This is a genomic window from Edaphobacter sp. 4G125, from assembly GCF_014274685.1.
In the GTDB taxonomy this organism is placed as follows: Bacteria; Acidobacteriota; Terriglobia; order Terriglobales; family Acidobacteriaceae; genus Edaphobacter.
Window position 1 is genome coordinate 1,381,998 of sequence record NZ_CP060393.1, and the last position, 18,372, is coordinate 1,400,369.

Genomic DNA, 18,372 nt, shown 5'->3' on the forward strand with positions numbered 1-18,372 from the left:
CGGATCAGGAGGAGAGTGCGAACTTCTTCTCTACCTCCAGTAGCTTGCGTTTGCGTTCAGTTCCCCATCGATATCCCGTCAGTGAGCCATTCTTTCCGACGATACGGTGGCAAGGAACGACGACCGCGACCGGATTCGCGGCGCACGCTCCGGCGACGGCTCGGGTTGCCGTCGGCGAACCAAGTTCGGCTGCAAGCTGGGAGTAACTACGCGTCTCACCGCGGGGAATGGCTTGTAGCGCATTCCATACACGCTGTTGAAATGCCGTCGCACGCACGTCGAGCGGGAAGGTGGCTGCGGTGGGATGTTCGCCTATCTGGTTGATGATGTACTCGACCGCTTCAGCAAGCCAGCCTGACTTCGGCGTCTCGACTATTAGAACGGCATTCTGAAAACGCTGCCGAAGGATTTCAATGACTTCACCATCGTCTTCTCCGAAGGCGATGGTGCAGATCCCCTTGTCGGTTGCGGCTACGAGCATTCTGCCGAGAGGGCTGTCAGTCGTTGTATAGCGGACCCTGATTCCCTGGGCGCCGTTCCTCATCTCGCGCGGAGTCATCCCCAACTTGGCTGCACTGTTTTCATAGAGCCTGCTGCTGGATCCAAAGCCAGCAGCGTAGATTGCATCGGTTACTCGCATGGTGGACTCCCTGATGGATTGATTGAAAGTTTTGAGGCGCTGCTGTCTCGCATACTGCACGGGGGTGACCCCGAAGATGCGCAAGAAGGCGCGATGTAGAACCAATCGGTTGGTTCCTGCGGCCCTGGCTAAACCGCTGGTGGTGATCCGTTCGCCGACATGCTTTTCGAGGTAGCGTGCGGCGCGAGCAACGGCCCTGGCCTGCGGATCGGGAGCCGGTATCGTTCGTTCCGGATGACACCGTCGGCAAGGGCGAAATCCAACTTCAATTGCCTCGTCGAGAGTCACAAAGAACTGAACGTTAGCCTGCGTCGGTCTTCGGCTGGGACAGGTTGGGCGACAGACGATCCGGGTGGAGCGGACAGCATAGAAGAACTTCCCATCGGCACCAGGATCTCGCTCTAATACCTGCTGCCAGCGCTTGGCGGAGAGTATGTCGGTGATGTTGCCTGTGGTCATGCTCATATCTAGTATCTTCCCGCGAATGGCGAGTCGCTACACTCCGAATTGTTCGTTCAATGTAGGAAGGGCGAGCCCGGAAGGACTCGCCCTTTTACTTACTTTACTATGTGCGATTTACTTCGCGACAGCGAGTGCTCCTGCCTGTTCCTTGAGAGCAGCGGCCTTGTCGGTAGCCTCCCAGGTGAAGGCGTCGCCAGTGCGGCCAAAGTGACCATAGGCCGCTGTCTGCTTGAAGATAGGACGGCGCAGCTGAAGGCTCTCGATGATGCCCTTGGGGGTCAGCGAGAAGTTCTTGCGAACCAGTTCGACGAGCTTGACCTCATCGACCTTGCCGGTGCCGAAAGTGTCGACCAGCACGCTGACGGGCTCGGCGACGCCGATGGCATAGGCGAGCTGTACTTCGCAGCGGTCAGCAAGACCGGCAGCGACGATGTTCTTGGCAACGTAACGCGCCATGTAAGCAGCCGAGCGATCGACCTTGGTGGAATCCTTGCCGCTGAAGGCTCCGCCGCCGTGACGGCCCATGCCACCGTAGGTGTCGACGATGATCTTGCGTCCAGTCAGGCCAGTGTCGCCCATCGGTCCACCGACGACGAAGCGACCGGTCGGGTTGATGTGGTACTTGGTGTTCTCGTCGAGCAAGTTGGCAGGAATGACGGCCTGGATGACGTTCTTAAGAATGTCGGCGCGAAGCTCGTCGTTGCCGACGGTCTCTGCATGCTGTGTCGAGATAACTACGGCATCAACGCGTACCGGCTTGTGGTTGGAATCGTATTCCACCGTGACCTGGCTCTTGCCATCGGGACGAAGGTATGACATCAGTCCGTTTTTGCGGACCTCGCTGAGCTTGAGTGCGAGACGGTGCGCGAGAGAGATGGGAGTCGGCATCAGCTCGGGGGTCTCGTTGGTCGCATAGCCGAACATCATGCCCTGGTCGCCGGCGCCGCCGGTGTCCACGCCCATCGCGATATCGCCAGATTGCTTGTTGATGGTCGAGATCACTGCGCAGGTGTTTGAATCGAATCCATAGAGAGCGTTGTCGTAGCCGATCGACGCGACGGTTCCGCGAACGAGGGCCTGAAAATCGACGTAGGCCTTGGTGGTGATCTCACCGGCGATGACGACGAGGCCAGTGCAGGTCAGGGTTTCACAGGCCACGCGGCTGTAGGGGTCCTGCGCCAGGCAGGCGTCGAGAATGGCATCAGAAATCTGATCGGCGATCTTATCGGGATGGCCTTCGGTAACGGACTCGCTGGTAAACAGAAAACGCTCGTGTGTAGACAATACAAACTCCTTCGGGGCGGGCTGCAGAGGACGTATTCCCCATGCTTTGATAGAACCCTCTTATTTTACCTTTGGCGAAAGCGGCCTATCAAAGGTGTACAGTGACCCGTCGCGTTTGGGTTCTCAATGGCAAGATTCCGCATTGAATGGATGTGGTGAAAGAGAAAGAAAAGGTGTCACCGAAGCAGACGCCGAAGAGATAAGAAACCAATAACTTAGAAGATGAATTTTGCTCCAAGTTGAAGGGTTTGCTTATCGCGATACTCTGTGATGTTAGAGGAGATCTGCGGCGCGCTAGTCGGTCTGCATTGACATCAGTTTCGGCAACGCAGCGCTTTGTTCAGAATTTTACGAAAGAAACAGTCGACCGTGAAGAACATACTTCCAGACGCCCCACCCAAGAACAACGAGAGCGCCAATCATAACAACAATGCCGATCCAGCGAGGATCGATGCGGGATCCGATGAGGCCGCCACGATTTTTGCGAATATTTTCGGCAAATTCGGCCCACTCTTCTTCTGTCTCCACTGTACCGCTCGACCTTAAGTCGGCCTCGAACCGTTTCAGCCAGTCACCTTCTTCAAGACCTGCAGCACGGAGATAGCTTCGTACGATCCCCTTGCGAAAGACCCCTCCAGGGAGCTCGTTGTATCTTCCAGACTCGAGCGCTTCGAGATGACGCACGGAGACCTTTGTGATCTCGCAGATGGTTTCCAACGTAACCTGCCTGCGTTCGCGCTCTCTTCGTAACTCTTCGCCGAATCGTTCCATTTCCTTGGGCCCGTTTTTAACGTTTCAGACTGCCGTGGTTCAACCTCATGGATAGGTGGTTTTGGGGCAGGATAGTCTTCTTTCCGAATCAAGTCAAAGGTTGAATACCCCTTAGTCCCTTGGAATCAAAGTGGTTAGCTCATATAAGTATGAAATGGTCCTCGATTCAGAAACAGAAGTTTTGACGGCCCTTTGGTAGCCCTTCTATGATTAAGGTGCCCCAGAACTGACTTTCCTGGTCGTCTTCAGGCCGGATAGTTCCTTGTCTGTCCTTTATCTTCAACGGCGGTTCCCCGGAAGACGCGGAGGTCGAAAAGAGAACGCGTGCGCATCCCTTTCCCCGTTCACATCCCTTTATCGCGCGTAACTGCTTTTGCTGCAATGCTTTTGATGGTCCAGCTTCATCAAGGGACTTCTCCTGAATTTGCCATCTACAGTTTTCTCTTCATTGTTGTAGCGGGGGTTACATTCAATGTCGCCGGAGGGTTCTCTCGTACTTCGGGCGCGTATGTTTTCTGCTACGCAGTTCTGGCTGTGATTTTGGGACTTTGCTGGAAGGCGGTCTTGGGAGAACCCGCGGATAGCAATCTTAAAAATCCAGCTCTCACTATGCAAGCGTATGTGGGGTCCATTGTGGCGATGCTAATTGCAGTCATCATTAGCAAGAGGCTGACCCCGCGACGTCCTTTGTTAGGGGAGTTATTAAAAGGGACAACGATTCAAAATGCGACGGTAGGGTGCCTGGTGACGGGAATAGCGGTCACGTTCCTCTTGTACGTGATACCGACCAAAGAGGGGAGTATTCTCAGCGCATTAGCCCAGGTGAATCGTTTTCTTCCTATTGCCCTCATTCTGGGGGTCATGCATACGGTCCGATCGAGTGGCGGACGGAAAAGCATGAATACTGCCGCCCTGATTGCGGGCGGAGTATCCCTTGCTTCGGGATTGGTTTCCTTTTCCAAAGAAGGCATTTTTACGCCTTTCGCTTGCTGGTTTATCGCCGCAGCTTCGCAAGGGTACCGCCCGTCGAAGGCGCGGATTGCAGGATTGATTTTTATGTTTTACCTGATGGTGCACTATCTAGTGCCCTACTCGCAGTATGGAAGGAATTTTAGAGAAGATGCCACGTTGTCTGAGAAGGCTGCTCTAGCAGTGGGCTTTCTGGGGGACCTGGGGCGAATTCGCACCGACTACGAACAGTTGAATCAGGAATACGAAAACACTCCGATCCAGGCATATTTCAATGCTCCGCAAGGCTTTATGGATCGTTTGCAGATGATTTCCATGGACGATGGCTTGATTTACGTTACGGAACAGCGCGGACCTCTTGGACCCTACCCTCTTCTAATGGGATTTGCGAACCTTGTTCCGCGCTTTCTATGGCCCAATAAGCCGTCAATCAACTTCGGAAACTTCTATGCGCACGAGATGGGAATGCTCTCGCCCGACGATGTTACGACCGGAATCTCCTTTTCCCCAACCGGAGAGGCATACCACGTAGCCAAATGGTTAGGGGTCTTTTTCTGGGCCCCCCTGCTTTGGATATTGCTCTTTGTTATTTTTGATACTTTATGCGGAGATACGAGGAGTTCTCCCTGGGGTCTTGTAGTGTGCGCATATTTCGCCCACCTTGCACCAGAAGGGGCATTAGGTCAGGTTATTTATTCGTATGTATATGTGACGGTGGGCATCATCTTTGCTGCACTTTCCGCAGCGTATTTCATGCCCATCCTGGGAACCTTGATTAAGGGGCCGGAGAAGGCACGCATGCATCGTGTGGCGGCTGTTCGCAGCATTCCCCGACGTCCCGACCCATTGCCGCCTCAATAAACCAGGATTCCGGGTTCAACTGCCATACACTAATACATGCATGAATAAACTTGTTGTCGGCAATCTTGTCCATCGTCCCCTTCGTTCTTTGATCAGCGCGCTGGCGATCGCGATCGAGGTCATTATGATTCTCTCGATTACGGCGATCCTGCTGGGCAAGATCAGCGGATTCAAGGCCCGTCAGAACGGGATTGGAATGGATATGATTGTGCGGCCCGCAACCACGAATAATTTTCTTGGAATGAGCTCGGCGGCTGCCTCCATCAAGATTGCCGATCTGCTGGCCAAGGTTCCCCATGTGGCCGTAGCAGCCCCCGTAAATATTAATCTGACCGGCTCGCTCGATAGTATTTATGGAATTGACTACAAGAGCTTCAATGGTCTGGAACCATTCACTTATATCGCTGGCGGTCCTTTTCAGGGGCCCGATGACGTCATCGTGGACGATTACACCGCGACCGGAAAGAAGATCGGCGATACGATCTCGATTCTGAATCACAGCTTCCGAATCTGCGGAATCGTAGAACACGGCAAAGGGGGACGAAAGTTCATTCCCATTGAAACGATGGGGAATCTGACAGGAACCGAAGGGAAGGCTTCGCTCTTCTATCTCAGGACAGATGATCCTCCCCGCTACCAAGAGGACGTTCGCAAGGCCATTCTTGCCATTCCGGGGATGAGCCAATACAACGTCAGCACGGCGGAAGAGTATCTTTCCATGATCTCTCCAACCCGGCTGCCGTATATGGCTACAGCGATTCGTGTCGTTGTAGGCATTGCGCTGGTGATCGGATTCCTCGTGATCTTCCAGTCCATGTATACGGCAGTGATGGAGCGGACACGAGAGATTGGCATCCTGAAATCCCTAGGAGCTTCTCGGCTCTATATCGTTTCTCTGGTTCTGCGTGAGACTGCTTTTATCGCCGTCGCAGGCATCGTACTCGGGATCGTTGCCAGCTATCTGCTAAGTTCGGCGTTGAGCGCGCGCTTTCCTACGTTGGACTTTGTCATCGATCTGCCTTGGGTATGGAAATCGGCGATTATTGCTTTTGTTGGCTCAGTCCTGGGAGCGCTTTACCCGGCCTATAAGGCAGCGGGGAAAGACCCAATTGATGCACTGGCTTATGAATAGGCTTTGGTCGCCGCCGCATCTCAGAAATCGGAGCGATCTCTGCGAATGATGGCGCGGATCTTTCAGGTCAGAAACATGGGCTCTTATAGGCAAACATCACATCGTAGTTTGAAGCGGATCACGCTCCGCCGTTCGGCAGAGTTATTTCTGCTTGCCATTGCAGCAGCCTTTCTGCTGTTGCACCTGGTTCATCTCCGCGCTGATTTTCCTAACCACTCCCCATGGATGGACTGGGCGAAGTACACCGATGAGGGATGGTACGGCGATGCAGCCATTCGGCACTTCCAGCGTGGAGGCTGGTATGTCCCTGGAGATTTTAATCCGGCTGCCGCGCTTCCTGTCTGGCCTCTGATTGAAGGCGCAGTCTTTCGCGTTACCGGAGTCAATGTGGTCGCAGCCCGCGCGTTAACGGTGGCCATCTTTGGACTTATCCTGGCGAGTGTTTATCTTCTTGTGCGGCGATGGCAGGGGCGATCTTCACTGGCCCCTGCCGTGGCTGTTCTGTTGCTGGCGGTTAGTCCGTACTGCTATGCGTTCAGCCGTATGGCCATCCTCGAGCCGATGCTGATCCTGCTGACCCTGCTGGCGCTCCTGGCGGCATCTTCTTTGCCTGACGCCGATGCGGTGAGAACCTCATGGTTCGACTGGAGGCGAAGGGCGCTCCCTTCCCTGGCTCTGGGACTTTTGCTGCCACTCATGATTCTGACCAAGACGACCGCAATCTTCCTGTTTCCTGCCATCGGATGGATGGTCTTCGCTCGGTCAGGGCACAAAGCAAAGAACGCTCTGAAGGTCGGTGCTCCCATTGTGGCATTGGGGATCCTGGTTTGGACCGCTTATTACGGACTTGTCGTTCGTCCGCATTTCCTCAGCGATTACCGATATCTCTTCAGTGCCAATGCCTATACCGGCATTACCGCACAGAATGCCCTGGAGGTCTTACGGGATACCTTCCAGGATGGAATGTGGGTCGGAGATCTGCTTTATCCTCTCGGACTCCTTGCCATGACCGCGACGTTCTTTTTTCGCCCGCAGCTGTTGAAGAATCCTCTGCTCACCGCGTTGCTGTTGTGGATTCTTGGCTATCTAACATTTATTGCCTATCACAATAATCTGCAGCCCCGGTACTACCTTGTGCTCGCGGTTCCGTTTACGGTTGTTCCTGTCATCGTATTTGCCAGCTTCTGGAGTCAATGGCAGGGGCGCCCAACGGTCTCCTCCGTTGCAGGAGCCATTGGAGCAGTAGCATTGTTGATTGTGGCTGTAACGGATGCGGGCCAGACGATCAGCTATGTGACTCACCCGGAGTACACCTTCGCCAGTGCGGCGGATCGTATCCGTCAGATCGTCGAGTCAGACCGTACGCATAATCCGTTGGTGCTTTCGATCAGCGGCTCGGACCTGTCTTTGATGACCGGGCTTCCTTCCATCTGCGATGACTTTGGCACGATGGAATTAGAAGATAGAGTGAAGGTATATCGCCCCGGTTGGTACGTCACCTGGAACCAGGTGGATGATGACAAGATGGATGCCTTGACGCCGATCTATCACTTGAAACGGGTAGCGTCCTTTCCTGCGATGGATGATCCTGAGCGGAACCTGATGATTCTCTACCGGCTCGATCCACCTGAGGCCACGCCGCGACGTCGTTCCCGTCCGCGGCCGATTCCGCAGTTTTTGCGCACTGGCTTTGGGCAACAGGCAGATCCTCTTCAGCTTCAGCATTGAATTTTCTGCCCCTAAATCAAACCTGCTGCATCCGAGACTTTCTACTCCGCATCCATCTCTTGGCGAGGTAATGTATTCTCTGAATTGTCAGGAACCTGGAAGCCGAGCCTGAACTAAGTCGCTGTTGTTTGCGAAGTTAGAATCTGATTTCAAGGAGAGCTATGCCGAATCAGCAGGAGGTGCGGTGGTCACAGTTGAAAGTGGGCCTCATCGTCCTGATGGCTTCGGTCATTCTGGTCACCTTGCTTTTTTTGATGACCAGCTCGGCGGGTCTCGGAATCTTCTCGCATAAGCTGACCATTACTACCTACTTTGAGAACTCCGCAGGCTTGAAGCAGGGAGCTGCGGTCAATCTGCAAGGCGTCACCATCGGGACCGTCAAGACCGTTACGGTGGTAGCCACACCCGAAAGAAAGCTGACCCCCGTCAGGGTGGTGATGAAGCTCAATGAGAAGTACGCAGAAGAGCTTCACAAGGATTCGAAGGCATCCTTAACTACGATCGGTGTTCTGGGCGATACCGTCATCGATATCAACAGTCAGTTTGCTGTCGGTCCGCCACTACAGGATGGCGACGAGCTCAAGACGCTCGAAACCCCGAGCCTGACCGATGTTGTTAAGGCGAGCCAGGGAACGATTGAAAGCCTCAATGTGATCCTGGCCAAGATGAATACGATCGTCGATAACCTTCAGTCAGGAAAAGGGTCGATCGGGCAGCTGATCAATAATCCTGATCTTTACAACAAGCTCAACAGTACAGTGGACGAACTGCACAAGCTGACGGTGAACCTGAATCAGGGTAAAGGAACGGTTGGTAAGCTCGTCAATGACGATACCCTTTACAATCGTCTGAACGAGACGACGGCGAAGCTGCAAAATATCGCGACCGAGTTGGACACCGGCAAGGGAACTGCGGGCAAGCTGTTGAAGGATCCCGAGCTGTATGACAATCTCAACTCCACCCTAAAACATGCCAATTCGTTGATGGCTGATGCGGATGCCGGCAAAGGCGGACTGGGACTGATGTTGAAGGACCCCAAGTTCCGCAAGCAGCTCGACGATACCTTTACACAGGTAAATCAGCTGGTCACGGGAATTAATCAAGGAAGAGGCACACTCGGTAAGCTGGCGACGGAAGATACGCTTCACACGAACATGAACAATCTTCTGACTAACAGCAACGATTTGGTGACGGCAATTCGTCAGAATCCCAAGAAATACCTCACCATCCATCTAAAGATTTTCTAGCTTTTTTACGGGGCAAAACGCTCATCCTCGCCTTTCCTTTGCCGAATCGCGGGAGTAGTGTGAATACATTCAAGGTTTGATTGTTGATCTGCTTCAAGGAGAACCATGAGAAGAATCGCGTCCAGGTTTTTGCTTCCAACCCTTTTGTTATCCGTTGGCTTATTGTCTGCGATGGCAGAGGACGCATCGGGCCCCAAGTCTGCCCCTAAAAAGCCCGTAATCTTCGATCAGTCAGCGATCGATACCTCGGTCGATCCGTGTGTGGATTTCTATCAATACGCTTGCGGAAACTGGCGCAGGAATAATCCCATCCCGCCAGATCAGACGCGCTGGGGGCGTTTCAACGAGTTGGCGGAGTACAACAATTACCTGCTCTATTCGGATCTCAAGGCCGCAGCGGATGCTCCCAAGACGCCTCTGCAGAAGAAATATGGTGACTATTTTGCGGCCTGCATGAACTCGGATCTGGCCAACCGGCTGGGTGCGAAGCCGATCGAGCCCATCCTCAAGACTATTGATGGCTGGAGCGACCGCAAGCAGTTCGCAACCCTGATGGGGGCGATCGAGAACAAGTATGCGCTCAGTTACTTTTTCACCTTTGCCTCCGATCAGGACCAGAAGGACTCCAGCAAGCAGATTGGCGAGGTTGATCAGAGCGGTCTGGGGCTGCCTGATCGTGACTACTACCTGAATCAGGACGATCGCTCGAAGAAGCTCCGCGCTGAGTATGTGGAGCATGTCACAAAGATGTTCACGCTGACAGGTGACAACCCTGAGCAGGCTGCAAAAGAGGCCCAGAGTGTCCTTGCCATCGAGACGGTACTGGCCGAGGGGTCCATGTCGCGCGTCGATCGCCGTACTCCGGCAAATGTCTATCACGTGATGACAATTGCAGAGTTGCGGGCATTGACCCCGGAGTTCGATTGGAAGGTCTACTTTGCAGCCAAGAAGCAGAGTGCACTCAAGACGGTCAATGTAGCTTCGCCTGGATTCTTCAAGGCGCTGAGCCAGGAGCTGTCCTCAGCCGATATGGATGCCCTGAAGAGTTATTTGCGCTGGCATACGATTCATCGCTACGCTGCCAGCCTGAGCGATGCTTTTGTGCAGGAAAATTTTCATTTCTATGCTGCGACGCTGGCTGGGCAGAAGGAGCTTGCGCCTCGCTGGAAGCGCTGCACGCAGTCGACGGATCGTGCTTTAGGTGAGGCTGTGGGCCAGGACTGGGTCGCGAAGAACTTCCCTCCTGCAGCAAAAGACAATATGGAGAAGCTCGTCAAGGCTCTCGAAGCTGCGCTCGCAGAGGACATTAAGCATCTGGATTGGATGAGCGATGCAACCAAGGTTGAGGCCCAGAAGAAGCTCGCTGCTTTCCGCAACAAGATCGGCTACCCGGAGAAGTGGCGCGACTATTCTTCCGTGAAGATCGATCGCAACAACCCTATAGGAAACGTGCAGCAGATTTCCGCCTTCAATGATCGTCGCGATCTGGCCAAGATCGGCAAGCCGGTCGATGAGAAGGAATGGGACATGACTCCGCCGACGGTCAATGCCTACTACAATCCTGCGATGAACGACATCAACTTTCCCGCAGGCATCCTGCAGCCGCCGTTCTATGACTTCAAGATCGATCCTGCGGTCAATTTCGGCGGTATCGGAGTCGTGATCGGGCATGAGATGACGCACGGCTTTGATGACCAGGGAAGCCAGTATGACCCACAGGGAAATGTGCGGAGCTGGTGGACCTCGGAGGACAAAAAGAAGTTTGATGAGCGCACCGACTGCGAGGTTAAACAGTACAGCAGCTTTGAGGTGGCACCTGGCCAGAACCTGAACGGCAAGCTGACGTTGGGCGAAAATACCGCCGACAACGGAGGGCTCCGCATCGCCTATCAGGCTCTCATGAGTACCCTCGCTGAAGAACATGCGTCCCAAACGGCAAAGGTCGATGGCTACACGCCGGCGCAACGCTTCTTCCTTGGCTTCGGACAAGTGTGGTGCGAAAACGTAACGGAACAGGCGGCCCGGCTGCGTGCGAAGACCGATCCTCACTCCTCGGGTCGTTGGCGCGCGAACGGCACGGTGCAGAACTTCGACGAGTTTGGCAAGGCCTTTGGCTGTAAAGTAGGGCAGCCGATGATGCCGGTCAATGCCTGCCGCGTCTGGTAAGACCTGTGGGGGAGGGAGGGAGTCCCTTCCTTCCCCATACCTTCGGGGTTTTTCGTAAAGTCAGTGCTCGTCAATATTCGTGGAACGAAGGTGGCACAAACTCGTCTCACCTTCTACAATGTCCAAAGGAATTTATCCCTAGAGATTGGCTCGCGGGCAGTAAGCGGCTTCAGGAAATGCCTGGCGTCGGCGAGGATTAAGGAAACGCATGAGGTTGAGCAGGGTTGGCCGTTTTTCGTTGGCCTTAGTAGTATCCGTTGCGATAGGTCTGGGCATAACAGCATGCGGGGGCGGTACGGTCGCCTATATCTGGGTGCTTGGTACGCAGTACAACCAGGTCGGTGCATTCAAGGTCGACAACTATTCAGGCAACCTGACCCAGGTGGTGGGATCGCCTTTCAGTTCTAATGGCACCAATCCGATCGCGCTTGCGATCAAGCCTGGCGGCCGTTACGTTTACGTGGTGAATAAGGGAGTCCCCGCTGCAGGAACGACTGCCGCCACCCCTGGCAATATCGCGCTTTTCAGCGTGGGCGGAGACGGTACGCTAACCTTCCAGCAGACCTATACCAGCCGCGGCAGCACTCCGGTCTGGGCTACAGTCAGCAGCGATGGTAATTACCTCTACGTGCTCGATACGCTGTATCCGGACACTCCGGAGTATCCCAATCCCAATGGACTGGGCGATATTACGGTCTTCGCCATTGACAACAACACTGGCCGCCTGCAGCTTGTGCCCAACCAGCAGTTTAAGGACAGCAACCAGACCCAGCTGACCTTTTTCCCAGTGGGCAAGGTGCCGACCATGATGCGCGTTTCTAACAGCTGTCTCTTTACCATCAATACTGGCGATCAGACGGTTACACCCCTCGCTGTGGGAACGAGCGGACAGTTAACCATAACGGCAAATTCGACCATCACGACCGGTGCCGGCAAGCTCACTTCGATCAGCACCAACGGCAACTACGTATACCTGACTGATGCAGCCGCGACTGCTGACAGCCCCGGTGGACGTATTCTGCCTTATACAGTCGGCGCGGGTTCCTCGGCCTGCTCCCTCAACACCCTAACCGGCGGTCCGGTGAACAATCTACCGCTGACTTCGAATCCGGTTTATTCCATGACGGACAACAAGGGCAAGACACTTTATGTTCTGAACCGTTCCTCACTCGATCCAAACAACCCAACCAGCTCAATCTCGGCGTTTACGATTGATCCCACGACAGGAAAGCTGTTCGTTCTGGGAACTGGAGCAGGCGGTGGCACTCCCCTGCCTGGCAATCCGTACGCAACGGGTTCCGGCCCGGTCTGTATGGTGGAAGATCCTACGAATCAGTGGGTCTACACCTCGAATAATATCGACAATACGCTCACCGGAAAGAGAATTAACTCGGTCTCTGGTGAACTAGGACCGTTACCACGCAACTCGACCTTCCCGACCGTGGGTCAGCCTACCTGCATGGCGTTGAGCGGAAGCGTCAACTAGCCGTTGTGAGTTAATTAAATCCGCCGCATTCTCTTTCAAGACAGGAGATGCGGCGGAAAGAACCGCTTCCTGGATTGACAGTAAATGGAAGCGGTACTGGAGTAAGAGATACACATGAGCTTGAAGACGATGGGCCGTGGAGCATTAGCCTCAGTAGTGTCCGTGATGATGGGGCTTGGCCTGACGGCATGTGGCCGCGACTATACCGTCGGCTACGTCTACAGCGTTTCGTCGCAGGCGACGGCTGGCCTGGTCAACGGTTACAAGGTCGATTACCAGCAGGGATACCTGGTTCAGCTTGCGAACTCTCCCTTGCCCTCTGGAGGGAAGAACCCCGTCGCTGTGGTCGCTTCTCCCGATCACAAGAGCATCTATGTCATCCACCGCGATGACTCCAATCTGGTTCACTTCCTGATCGGAGTCGACGGTAAGCTCTATCCGCAAAAAACCTATAACATCAGCGGTAGCTTTGCGACGGACGCATCGATCGATGCCTCCGGCAAGTTCCTCTATGTGACGTACACGTATCAGAACTCTCTTACTTTCAATCCGGATGGAACGGTCGCAACGCAGGGACAGCTCTATACTCCTGCCAACCCTGGCCCTGGCGGCGTGTCGGTCTTCCCCATCAACTCGGATGGGACGTTGAATGCTCCGCGAAATGTCAATGTGGGGCGCAATCCGGTCAAGATCTCTGCGACGAATCCGAACCATTTTGTATATGTCGTGGATCAGGATGCCGAGACCAATTCAAATCTCTTTGGCTTTTCGCAAAATTCGGACGGTACTTTGAACCCCTTGCCTGGGGTCACGATCAATCCCGGCAATGTAGTTTCGACAGGCTTTCCGTCTGGAATTACTCCTGCGGGCATTATTGTGGACAGCACGGGTTCCCATCTTTACGTCACAGACCAGACCGCAAATACGGTCATGGGATACTCGATTGCTTCCAATGGAGTTCCTTCCATGTTGGGAAGCGCCACCACTGACTCCGTTCCCGCTGGTATGGCAATCGATCAGACCGGAAAATATCTTTATGTCGCAAGCAATGGTGCTGGAGCCATCAATGGATACACCTTTGCTTCCAATGGTCAACCGGTCCGTTCCAGCACAGTCGGAAGCTATCAGGTCGGTACCGGGCCAACATGCCTCTCCTTTATTGGAGCTCCGAGCAGTGGTGAGCCGACTCACGCCGTTTATCTTTACACTTCCAACTACCTGGCCAACAACATCTCGGGAATTCAGATGAGCCCGTCGGACGGGAGTCTCCGGCAGATTCAAAAGACGCCGTTTACCACGAACGCATTACCCTCCTGCCTTGTGACTGTGCCCGCTATCTCCGGGAGTTGATCCACTAAGGTTCAGGTGTGCAAGATTAGAATGAGCATGGCGGTTACCCGCCGGATGAAGGAAAAGGATGAGTTTAATAGGGAAGATCTTCGAATCGACGTCGACGGATGTAGCCGTTATGCCGGTGATCAGGAAGACCTCGGCGGTTTCACGAATCGTTTCGGTCCTGCTGTTGACCGGTGCCTTCGGGCTGACGGCCTGCACTCGCGACTATACAGTTGCCTATCTTTACGCAACTGCTGCTGGTGCTGGAATCAATGAGTACGCCGTCGATTACCAATCCGGCGCCCTGGTTCCCATCTCTGGTTCTCCGGTCGCCGCGGGAAATAACCCTACCAAGCTCATCGCGTCTCCTAACGGACTCTTTATTTATGTTCTGAACCAGGGGGATTCCACGGTTCAGGAGTTCGCTATTGACGAGGGGTCCGGCAAGTTGACCTCGAAGAATACTTATCCCACAGGATCGCGCCCCACTTCGTTGGCCATGGATGCCGCAGGTAAGTTTCTCTATGTGACCTTCACCTATCAGCAGGGATACTCCGATGCCAACCCAGGTCCGGGCGGCGTAAATATATTCCCGGTGAATGCCGACAATTCGTTGGGCAATCCTACCGTTCAGGTTGTTGGAAATAACCCCGTTGGAGTTGCCACAACGAATCTCAGCAACTTCGTCTATGTTATCGATGCAGAGCCGGCCATCGGCTCCGGATCGCCAGTAGGCTACATCCTGGCATTCTCCCAGAACACCAGCAATGGGGCCCTGACTCCGATCGGTAAGACCAACATCTCTACTGATACGAGCGGAAAAACGGTTGCGATTGGTTATGGCGCAGGAACTGTACCCAGCGCGATTGCTATCGATCCGACGGCCCGTTTTGTCTATGTTACTGATCGCGCCACCAATCAGCTCTATGGAAACGTCGTAATCTCGGGTGGGCTCCTGCAGCCAATGCAGAACTCTCCTTTTGCTACGGGACTGCTGCCTATGGCTGTTACGGTCGAGCCGCGCGGAAAGTATATGTTTGTGGCTAACTATAACGACAATACGGTCAGTGCCTATGTGATCAATGGGGCCACTGGCGCTCCTACAGGGGCAGTCGGCTCCAGCGCGACCAAGGTTGGTACCGGACCGCTTTGCCTTTCCATCGAGCCTGCTCTTGGCATCTACCTCTATAGCTCTAACAGCCTGGACAATACGACCAGCGGCTTGAAGATGGATGCTCACAACGGAACGCTGCAGAATGCGCAGAACACTCCGTACCCCGCGTCGGGAACACCGAGCTGCGTCGTCGCTGTCGCTAATGGCTCGCACGCAACCCAGGTGGTCAACCCCTAATCAGGGGCGCGAAAGATCCCAAGATGCAAACCAAAAAGATAGGACTCGCTTTTAGCGAGTCCTATCTTTTTGGAGAAGGCGGTCTGAGATCTCCAAAATGAATCCTCTCTTCGGAGAGGCTTTATTTATGCAGTCCTGCGTGAAGTTGGTGGAAAGCGGTTGAGAATGGCTCTGCGAACCGGGTTTTCGAAGAACTTGTAGATCAGGATCGACAGGACCAGCAGTACGGCATAGGAGATCCAGGGATCCAGGTTCGCTACATGTAGCCTTTCCGGCAAGTGGTATTGGTGAATCATGACAAAGAGATTGAAGTGGAGCAGGTAGAGGCAATAGCTGCTCTCTCCGACCAGTAGCAAGGGACCCCAGGAGAAGACCTTCGCGATCGCATGCTTTCCGCTTAGACCGAAGACCAGCAGCGTAAAGAGTGGCAGCAGGAGCCCGCCATGCAACACGAGATAAGGCACATGTCCTGCTGCCAGATAAAAGAACAGCCCAAGTCCAGCAAGCGCTATAGCAGCAAGGGTCATGCGTCGTCGCTCCGAGACCGTGACCAGGGTTTGCAGTCGTGAGAGAGCAATCCCGGAAAGAAACGTCGGCGCATAGGGCAGAGGCGTGTACTTCAGAAAACGAATCAGTGTGGTCGAGGTGTAACGGTCGACCGGTGAGGTCAGATGCTCTGGGTTGAGCCACAGATAGAGCATCGCTGGGATCAGATCAACTACCCAGAGCACAAAGATCGCCAGGACCAGCCGGGAGGGTTTACGTGGCCAGGGAAGACGAATCAGCCAGGGGAAGGCGGCATAAAACGCCATCTCGCAGGAGAGCGTCCATGCCACCGTGTTCCAGAAGGTGGCGAGGGAAGGGCTCCATCCCTGGAGGAGCAGGGGGGTCATCACCAGTCCCTGCCAAAACTCCGAGGCCGAGCGGGCATGCCACTCCAGCTCGAGCATAGGAAACGAGATCAGGAGAACGAGCAGGTAGACCGGGTAGAGACGCGAGAACCGAGCCATCCAGAAGTCGCGCTTCACGAGGTTGGCGCCGCGGTCAAAGTAGTTGTAGGAAAGGATGAAGCCCGAGATCAGGAAGAAGACATTGACGAAGACAAATCCATGCTCGACGAACGGACGAATTGGGCCAAGGTACGGGGGAGTGAAATGAAACAGAACGATATTGAAGGCCAACAGGGTCCGGATGCCCGTCAGTGCCGGCAGGGGAGGCTTTCGGGCTGGTTTCACCAGGGGCGTCGTTGCAGTAGAAGCCAAATTCCAGTGTCCTGTATAGATTGAACGCGCTCCTCGGCTATTTGATGCGCGGAAATGGAAGCACGAGATGATTCAGGCGGTGACTAGGGAGCCGATCTTCTCGCCCGAAACCACGCGGACGATGTTGCCCGGTTCTCGCATACTGAAGACCATCATGGGCATATTGTTGTCTCTGCATAACGAAACCGCTGCTGTATCCATGACACCCAGATTCAGGCGGACAATATCGTTATAGGTAATCTGATCGAACCGCGTTGCTGTGGGGTCCTTCTTCGGGTCGGCGCTATAGATGCCATCGACCGAGGTTGCCTTGAGCAGAATGTCTGCCTTGACTTCCATGGCGCGCAATGCTGCGGCTGTATCGGTCGAAAAGAACGGATTTCCCGTCCCGGCGGCAAACACTACGATGCGGCCTTTCTCAAAATGACGAATGGCGCGGCGTCGGATATATGGTTCCGTCACCTGATGCATCTCAATGGCGCTCATCACGCGGCAGAAGATGCCTCGCTTCTCAATCGCGTCCTGCAGAGCAATAGCATTAATGACGGTCGAGAGCATCCCCATGTGGTCCGCCGCAACCCGGTCCATATCGATAGCCTGCTGGGCGACACCGCGGAAGAAGTTTCCTCCTCCGACCACGATACCCACCTGGCAGCCCAGGGCGTGAACAGCAGCGATCTCTTCGGCTACTTTGTGGATGAAAACTGCATCGATACCGAAGCCTCTGCCTGCGGCCAGGGCTTCTCCGGAGAGCTTGAGGAGGACTCTTTTGTACATGTCAGGTTCTAGTATCGCATGGCGGAACAGCCGCTTCAGGCAGGGAAACCGCCCTTGCCTGGATCAGGGAGTTCTTGCGAGGAGCAACTTCACAGTTTCCTGTGCAAACTCCGCACATGTCTCACAGCTTGCAGGTGCCACACGGCATCCGCATCGCTCGATGATGGAAGGTCAGGGCGGTCAAAGTTGCTGTAAAGGCTCCTCCCAGTAATGACGGTCGGAAGGGAATACAAGATTTGCAGCAGGCATGGAGAAACGACCAGTGACTGCGGCAACAGAGCCGTTTGCACACTGAGCACTCTCGATGTCCTACGCGGGTTTTTTTACGGGAGGCGAAGTTAAATATGATGGAAGAGATCGAAGGAGCCAGCATGCTTTCAAAAGCGGTTGGCTTGACAACACTTGCTGCGCGGATCATCGTTCGTCCCGCTTTCCTGCCCAAGGCATAAGAGATAAAAACTTTCAAAAACTTCAAAACTGGGAACGTTTATACCCAACAGAATTGATTCCTGTCGAGATGTCATGTTTTGCATAGTGGCATGAATCGTCAACATTGCCAGAGACAACCTTCAAAGCTGGCTTAGAGAAGAAAGAGCCTGGGAAGTCCCAGGCTTTGGATCAATCCTTATACGGATCGAATTCATTCGCCCCTGCCATGGCTACCCCCAGAGGGGTGAGCGTGTGGAGGACACGAATGGTCTTGTCGTGCGCGGTTAGCACCTCAGGCAACCACGCAAAGTTGTGATGGTTATGCACCTCTTCGACAATAGTGGTTCCCAGCAGACGCGCGACACGAGCGTAAACCCAGTCGCGACCCGCGTAAGCGTAAACACCACCGAGCTGTATCGCAGCGACGTACTGCGCACCGAGGTCAGCGCTCATCGCGTTCAGAGCAAAAAGA

The 18,372-nt window shown here is 54.3% G+C and carries 14 protein-coding genes; 8 read left to right on the top strand and 6 right to left on the bottom strand.

Going from position 1 to position 18,372, the window contains the following annotated elements; all coding sequences use genetic code 11:
* Positions 1-4: 4 nt before the first annotated feature.
* From ada to H7846_RS05705, 3 genes are all read right to left on the bottom strand, one after another.
* Positions 5-1,105 (bottom strand): bifunctional DNA-binding transcriptional regulator/O6-methylguanine-DNA methyltransferase Ada, encoded by a 1,101-nt coding sequence (ada, locus tag H7846_RS05695; RefSeq protein WP_186695532.1) that lies wholly within the window; start codon positions 1,103-1,105, stop codon positions 5-7.
* A 111-nt stretch (positions 1,106-1,216) separates the two neighbouring features.
* A complete protein-coding gene (metK, locus tag H7846_RS05700) occupies positions 1,217-2,386 on the bottom strand; it encodes a methionine adenosyltransferase (RefSeq protein ID WP_186695533.1) in 1,170 nt (389 codons plus the stop codon).
* Between the two features lie 348 nt (positions 2,387-2,734).
* Complete coding sequence (locus H7846_RS05705; RefSeq protein WP_186695534.1) at positions 2,735-3,157, bottom strand: helix-turn-helix domain-containing protein; 423 nt, start codon at positions 3,155-3,157, stop codon at positions 2,735-2,737.
* Positions 3,158-3,481: 324 nt separating this feature from the next.
* Here H7846_RS05705 and H7846_RS05710 point away from each other — a divergent pair, with 324 nt between their 5' ends.
* The 8 genes from H7846_RS05710 (at position 3,482) to H7846_RS05745 (ending at position 15,432) form a co-directional block, all read left to right on the top strand.
* Positions 3,482-4,987: a hypothetical protein gene (locus H7846_RS05710; protein ID WP_186695535.1), complete on the top strand. Its 1,506-nt coding sequence runs from the start codon at positions 3,482-3,484 to the stop codon at positions 4,985-4,987.
* A gap of 40 nt (positions 4,988-5,027) precedes the next feature.
* Positions 5,028-6,119: an ABC transporter permease gene (locus tag H7846_RS05715; protein WP_186695536.1), complete on the top strand. Its 1,092-nt coding sequence runs from the start codon at positions 5,028-5,030 to the stop codon at positions 6,117-6,119.
* A gap of 108 nt (positions 6,120-6,227) precedes the next feature.
* Entirely contained in the window at positions 6,228-7,847 is a 1,620-nt protein-coding gene (locus H7846_RS05720) for a glycosyltransferase family 39 protein (protein WP_255460867.1), read from the top strand.
* A gap of 161 nt (positions 7,848-8,008) precedes the next feature.
* Positions 8,009-9,094: an MlaD family protein gene (locus H7846_RS05725; RefSeq protein WP_186695537.1), complete on the top strand. Its 1,086-nt coding sequence runs from the start codon at positions 8,009-8,011 to the stop codon at positions 9,092-9,094.
* Between the two features lie 171 nt (positions 9,095-9,265).
* Positions 9,266-11,260 carry a M13 family metallopeptidase gene (locus H7846_RS05730; RefSeq protein WP_255460868.1) on the top strand — a complete coding sequence of 665 codons (1,995 nt, stop codon included), beginning with the start codon at positions 9,266-9,268 and terminating at the stop codon, positions 11,258-11,260.
* A 208-nt stretch (positions 11,261-11,468) separates the two neighbouring features.
* Positions 11,469-12,746 (top strand): lactonase family protein, encoded by a 1,278-nt coding sequence (locus tag H7846_RS05735; RefSeq protein WP_186695539.1) that lies wholly within the window; start codon positions 11,469-11,471, stop codon positions 12,744-12,746.
* Positions 12,747-12,860: 114 nt separating this feature from the next.
* Complete coding sequence (locus H7846_RS05740; protein ID WP_186695540.1) at positions 12,861-14,096, top strand: lactonase family protein; 1,236 nt, start codon at positions 12,861-12,863, stop codon at positions 14,094-14,096.
* Positions 14,097-14,163: 67 nt separating this feature from the next.
* The gene (locus H7846_RS05745; RefSeq protein ID WP_186695541.1) at positions 14,164-15,432 is read left to right on the top strand and encodes a lactonase family protein; all 1,269 of its coding nucleotides are present in this window, start codon (positions 14,164-14,166) and stop codon (positions 15,430-15,432) included.
* A 125-nt stretch (positions 15,433-15,557) separates the two neighbouring features.
* Here H7846_RS05745 and H7846_RS05750 read toward each other — a convergent pair whose 3' ends face one another.
* The 3 genes from H7846_RS05750 to H7846_RS05760 all read right to left on the bottom strand — a co-directional run bounded on the left by H7846_RS05750 (position 15,558) and on the right by H7846_RS05760 (position 18,353).
* Positions 15,558-16,694, bottom strand: coding sequence for an acyltransferase family protein (locus H7846_RS05750; protein WP_186695542.1), 1,137 nt, complete (start codon positions 16,692-16,694; stop codon positions 15,558-15,560).
* A 72-nt stretch (positions 16,695-16,766) separates the two neighbouring features.
* The gene (pyrH, locus tag H7846_RS05755) at positions 16,767-17,471 is read right to left on the bottom strand and encodes a UMP kinase (RefSeq protein WP_186695543.1); all 705 of its coding nucleotides are present in this window, start codon (positions 17,469-17,471) and stop codon (positions 16,767-16,769) included.
* A gap of 618 nt (positions 17,472-18,089) precedes the next feature.
* Entirely contained in the window at positions 18,090-18,353 is a 264-nt protein-coding gene (locus H7846_RS05760) for a hypothetical protein (RefSeq protein ID WP_222597549.1), read from the bottom strand.
* Positions 18,354-18,372: the final 19 nt, after the last annotated feature.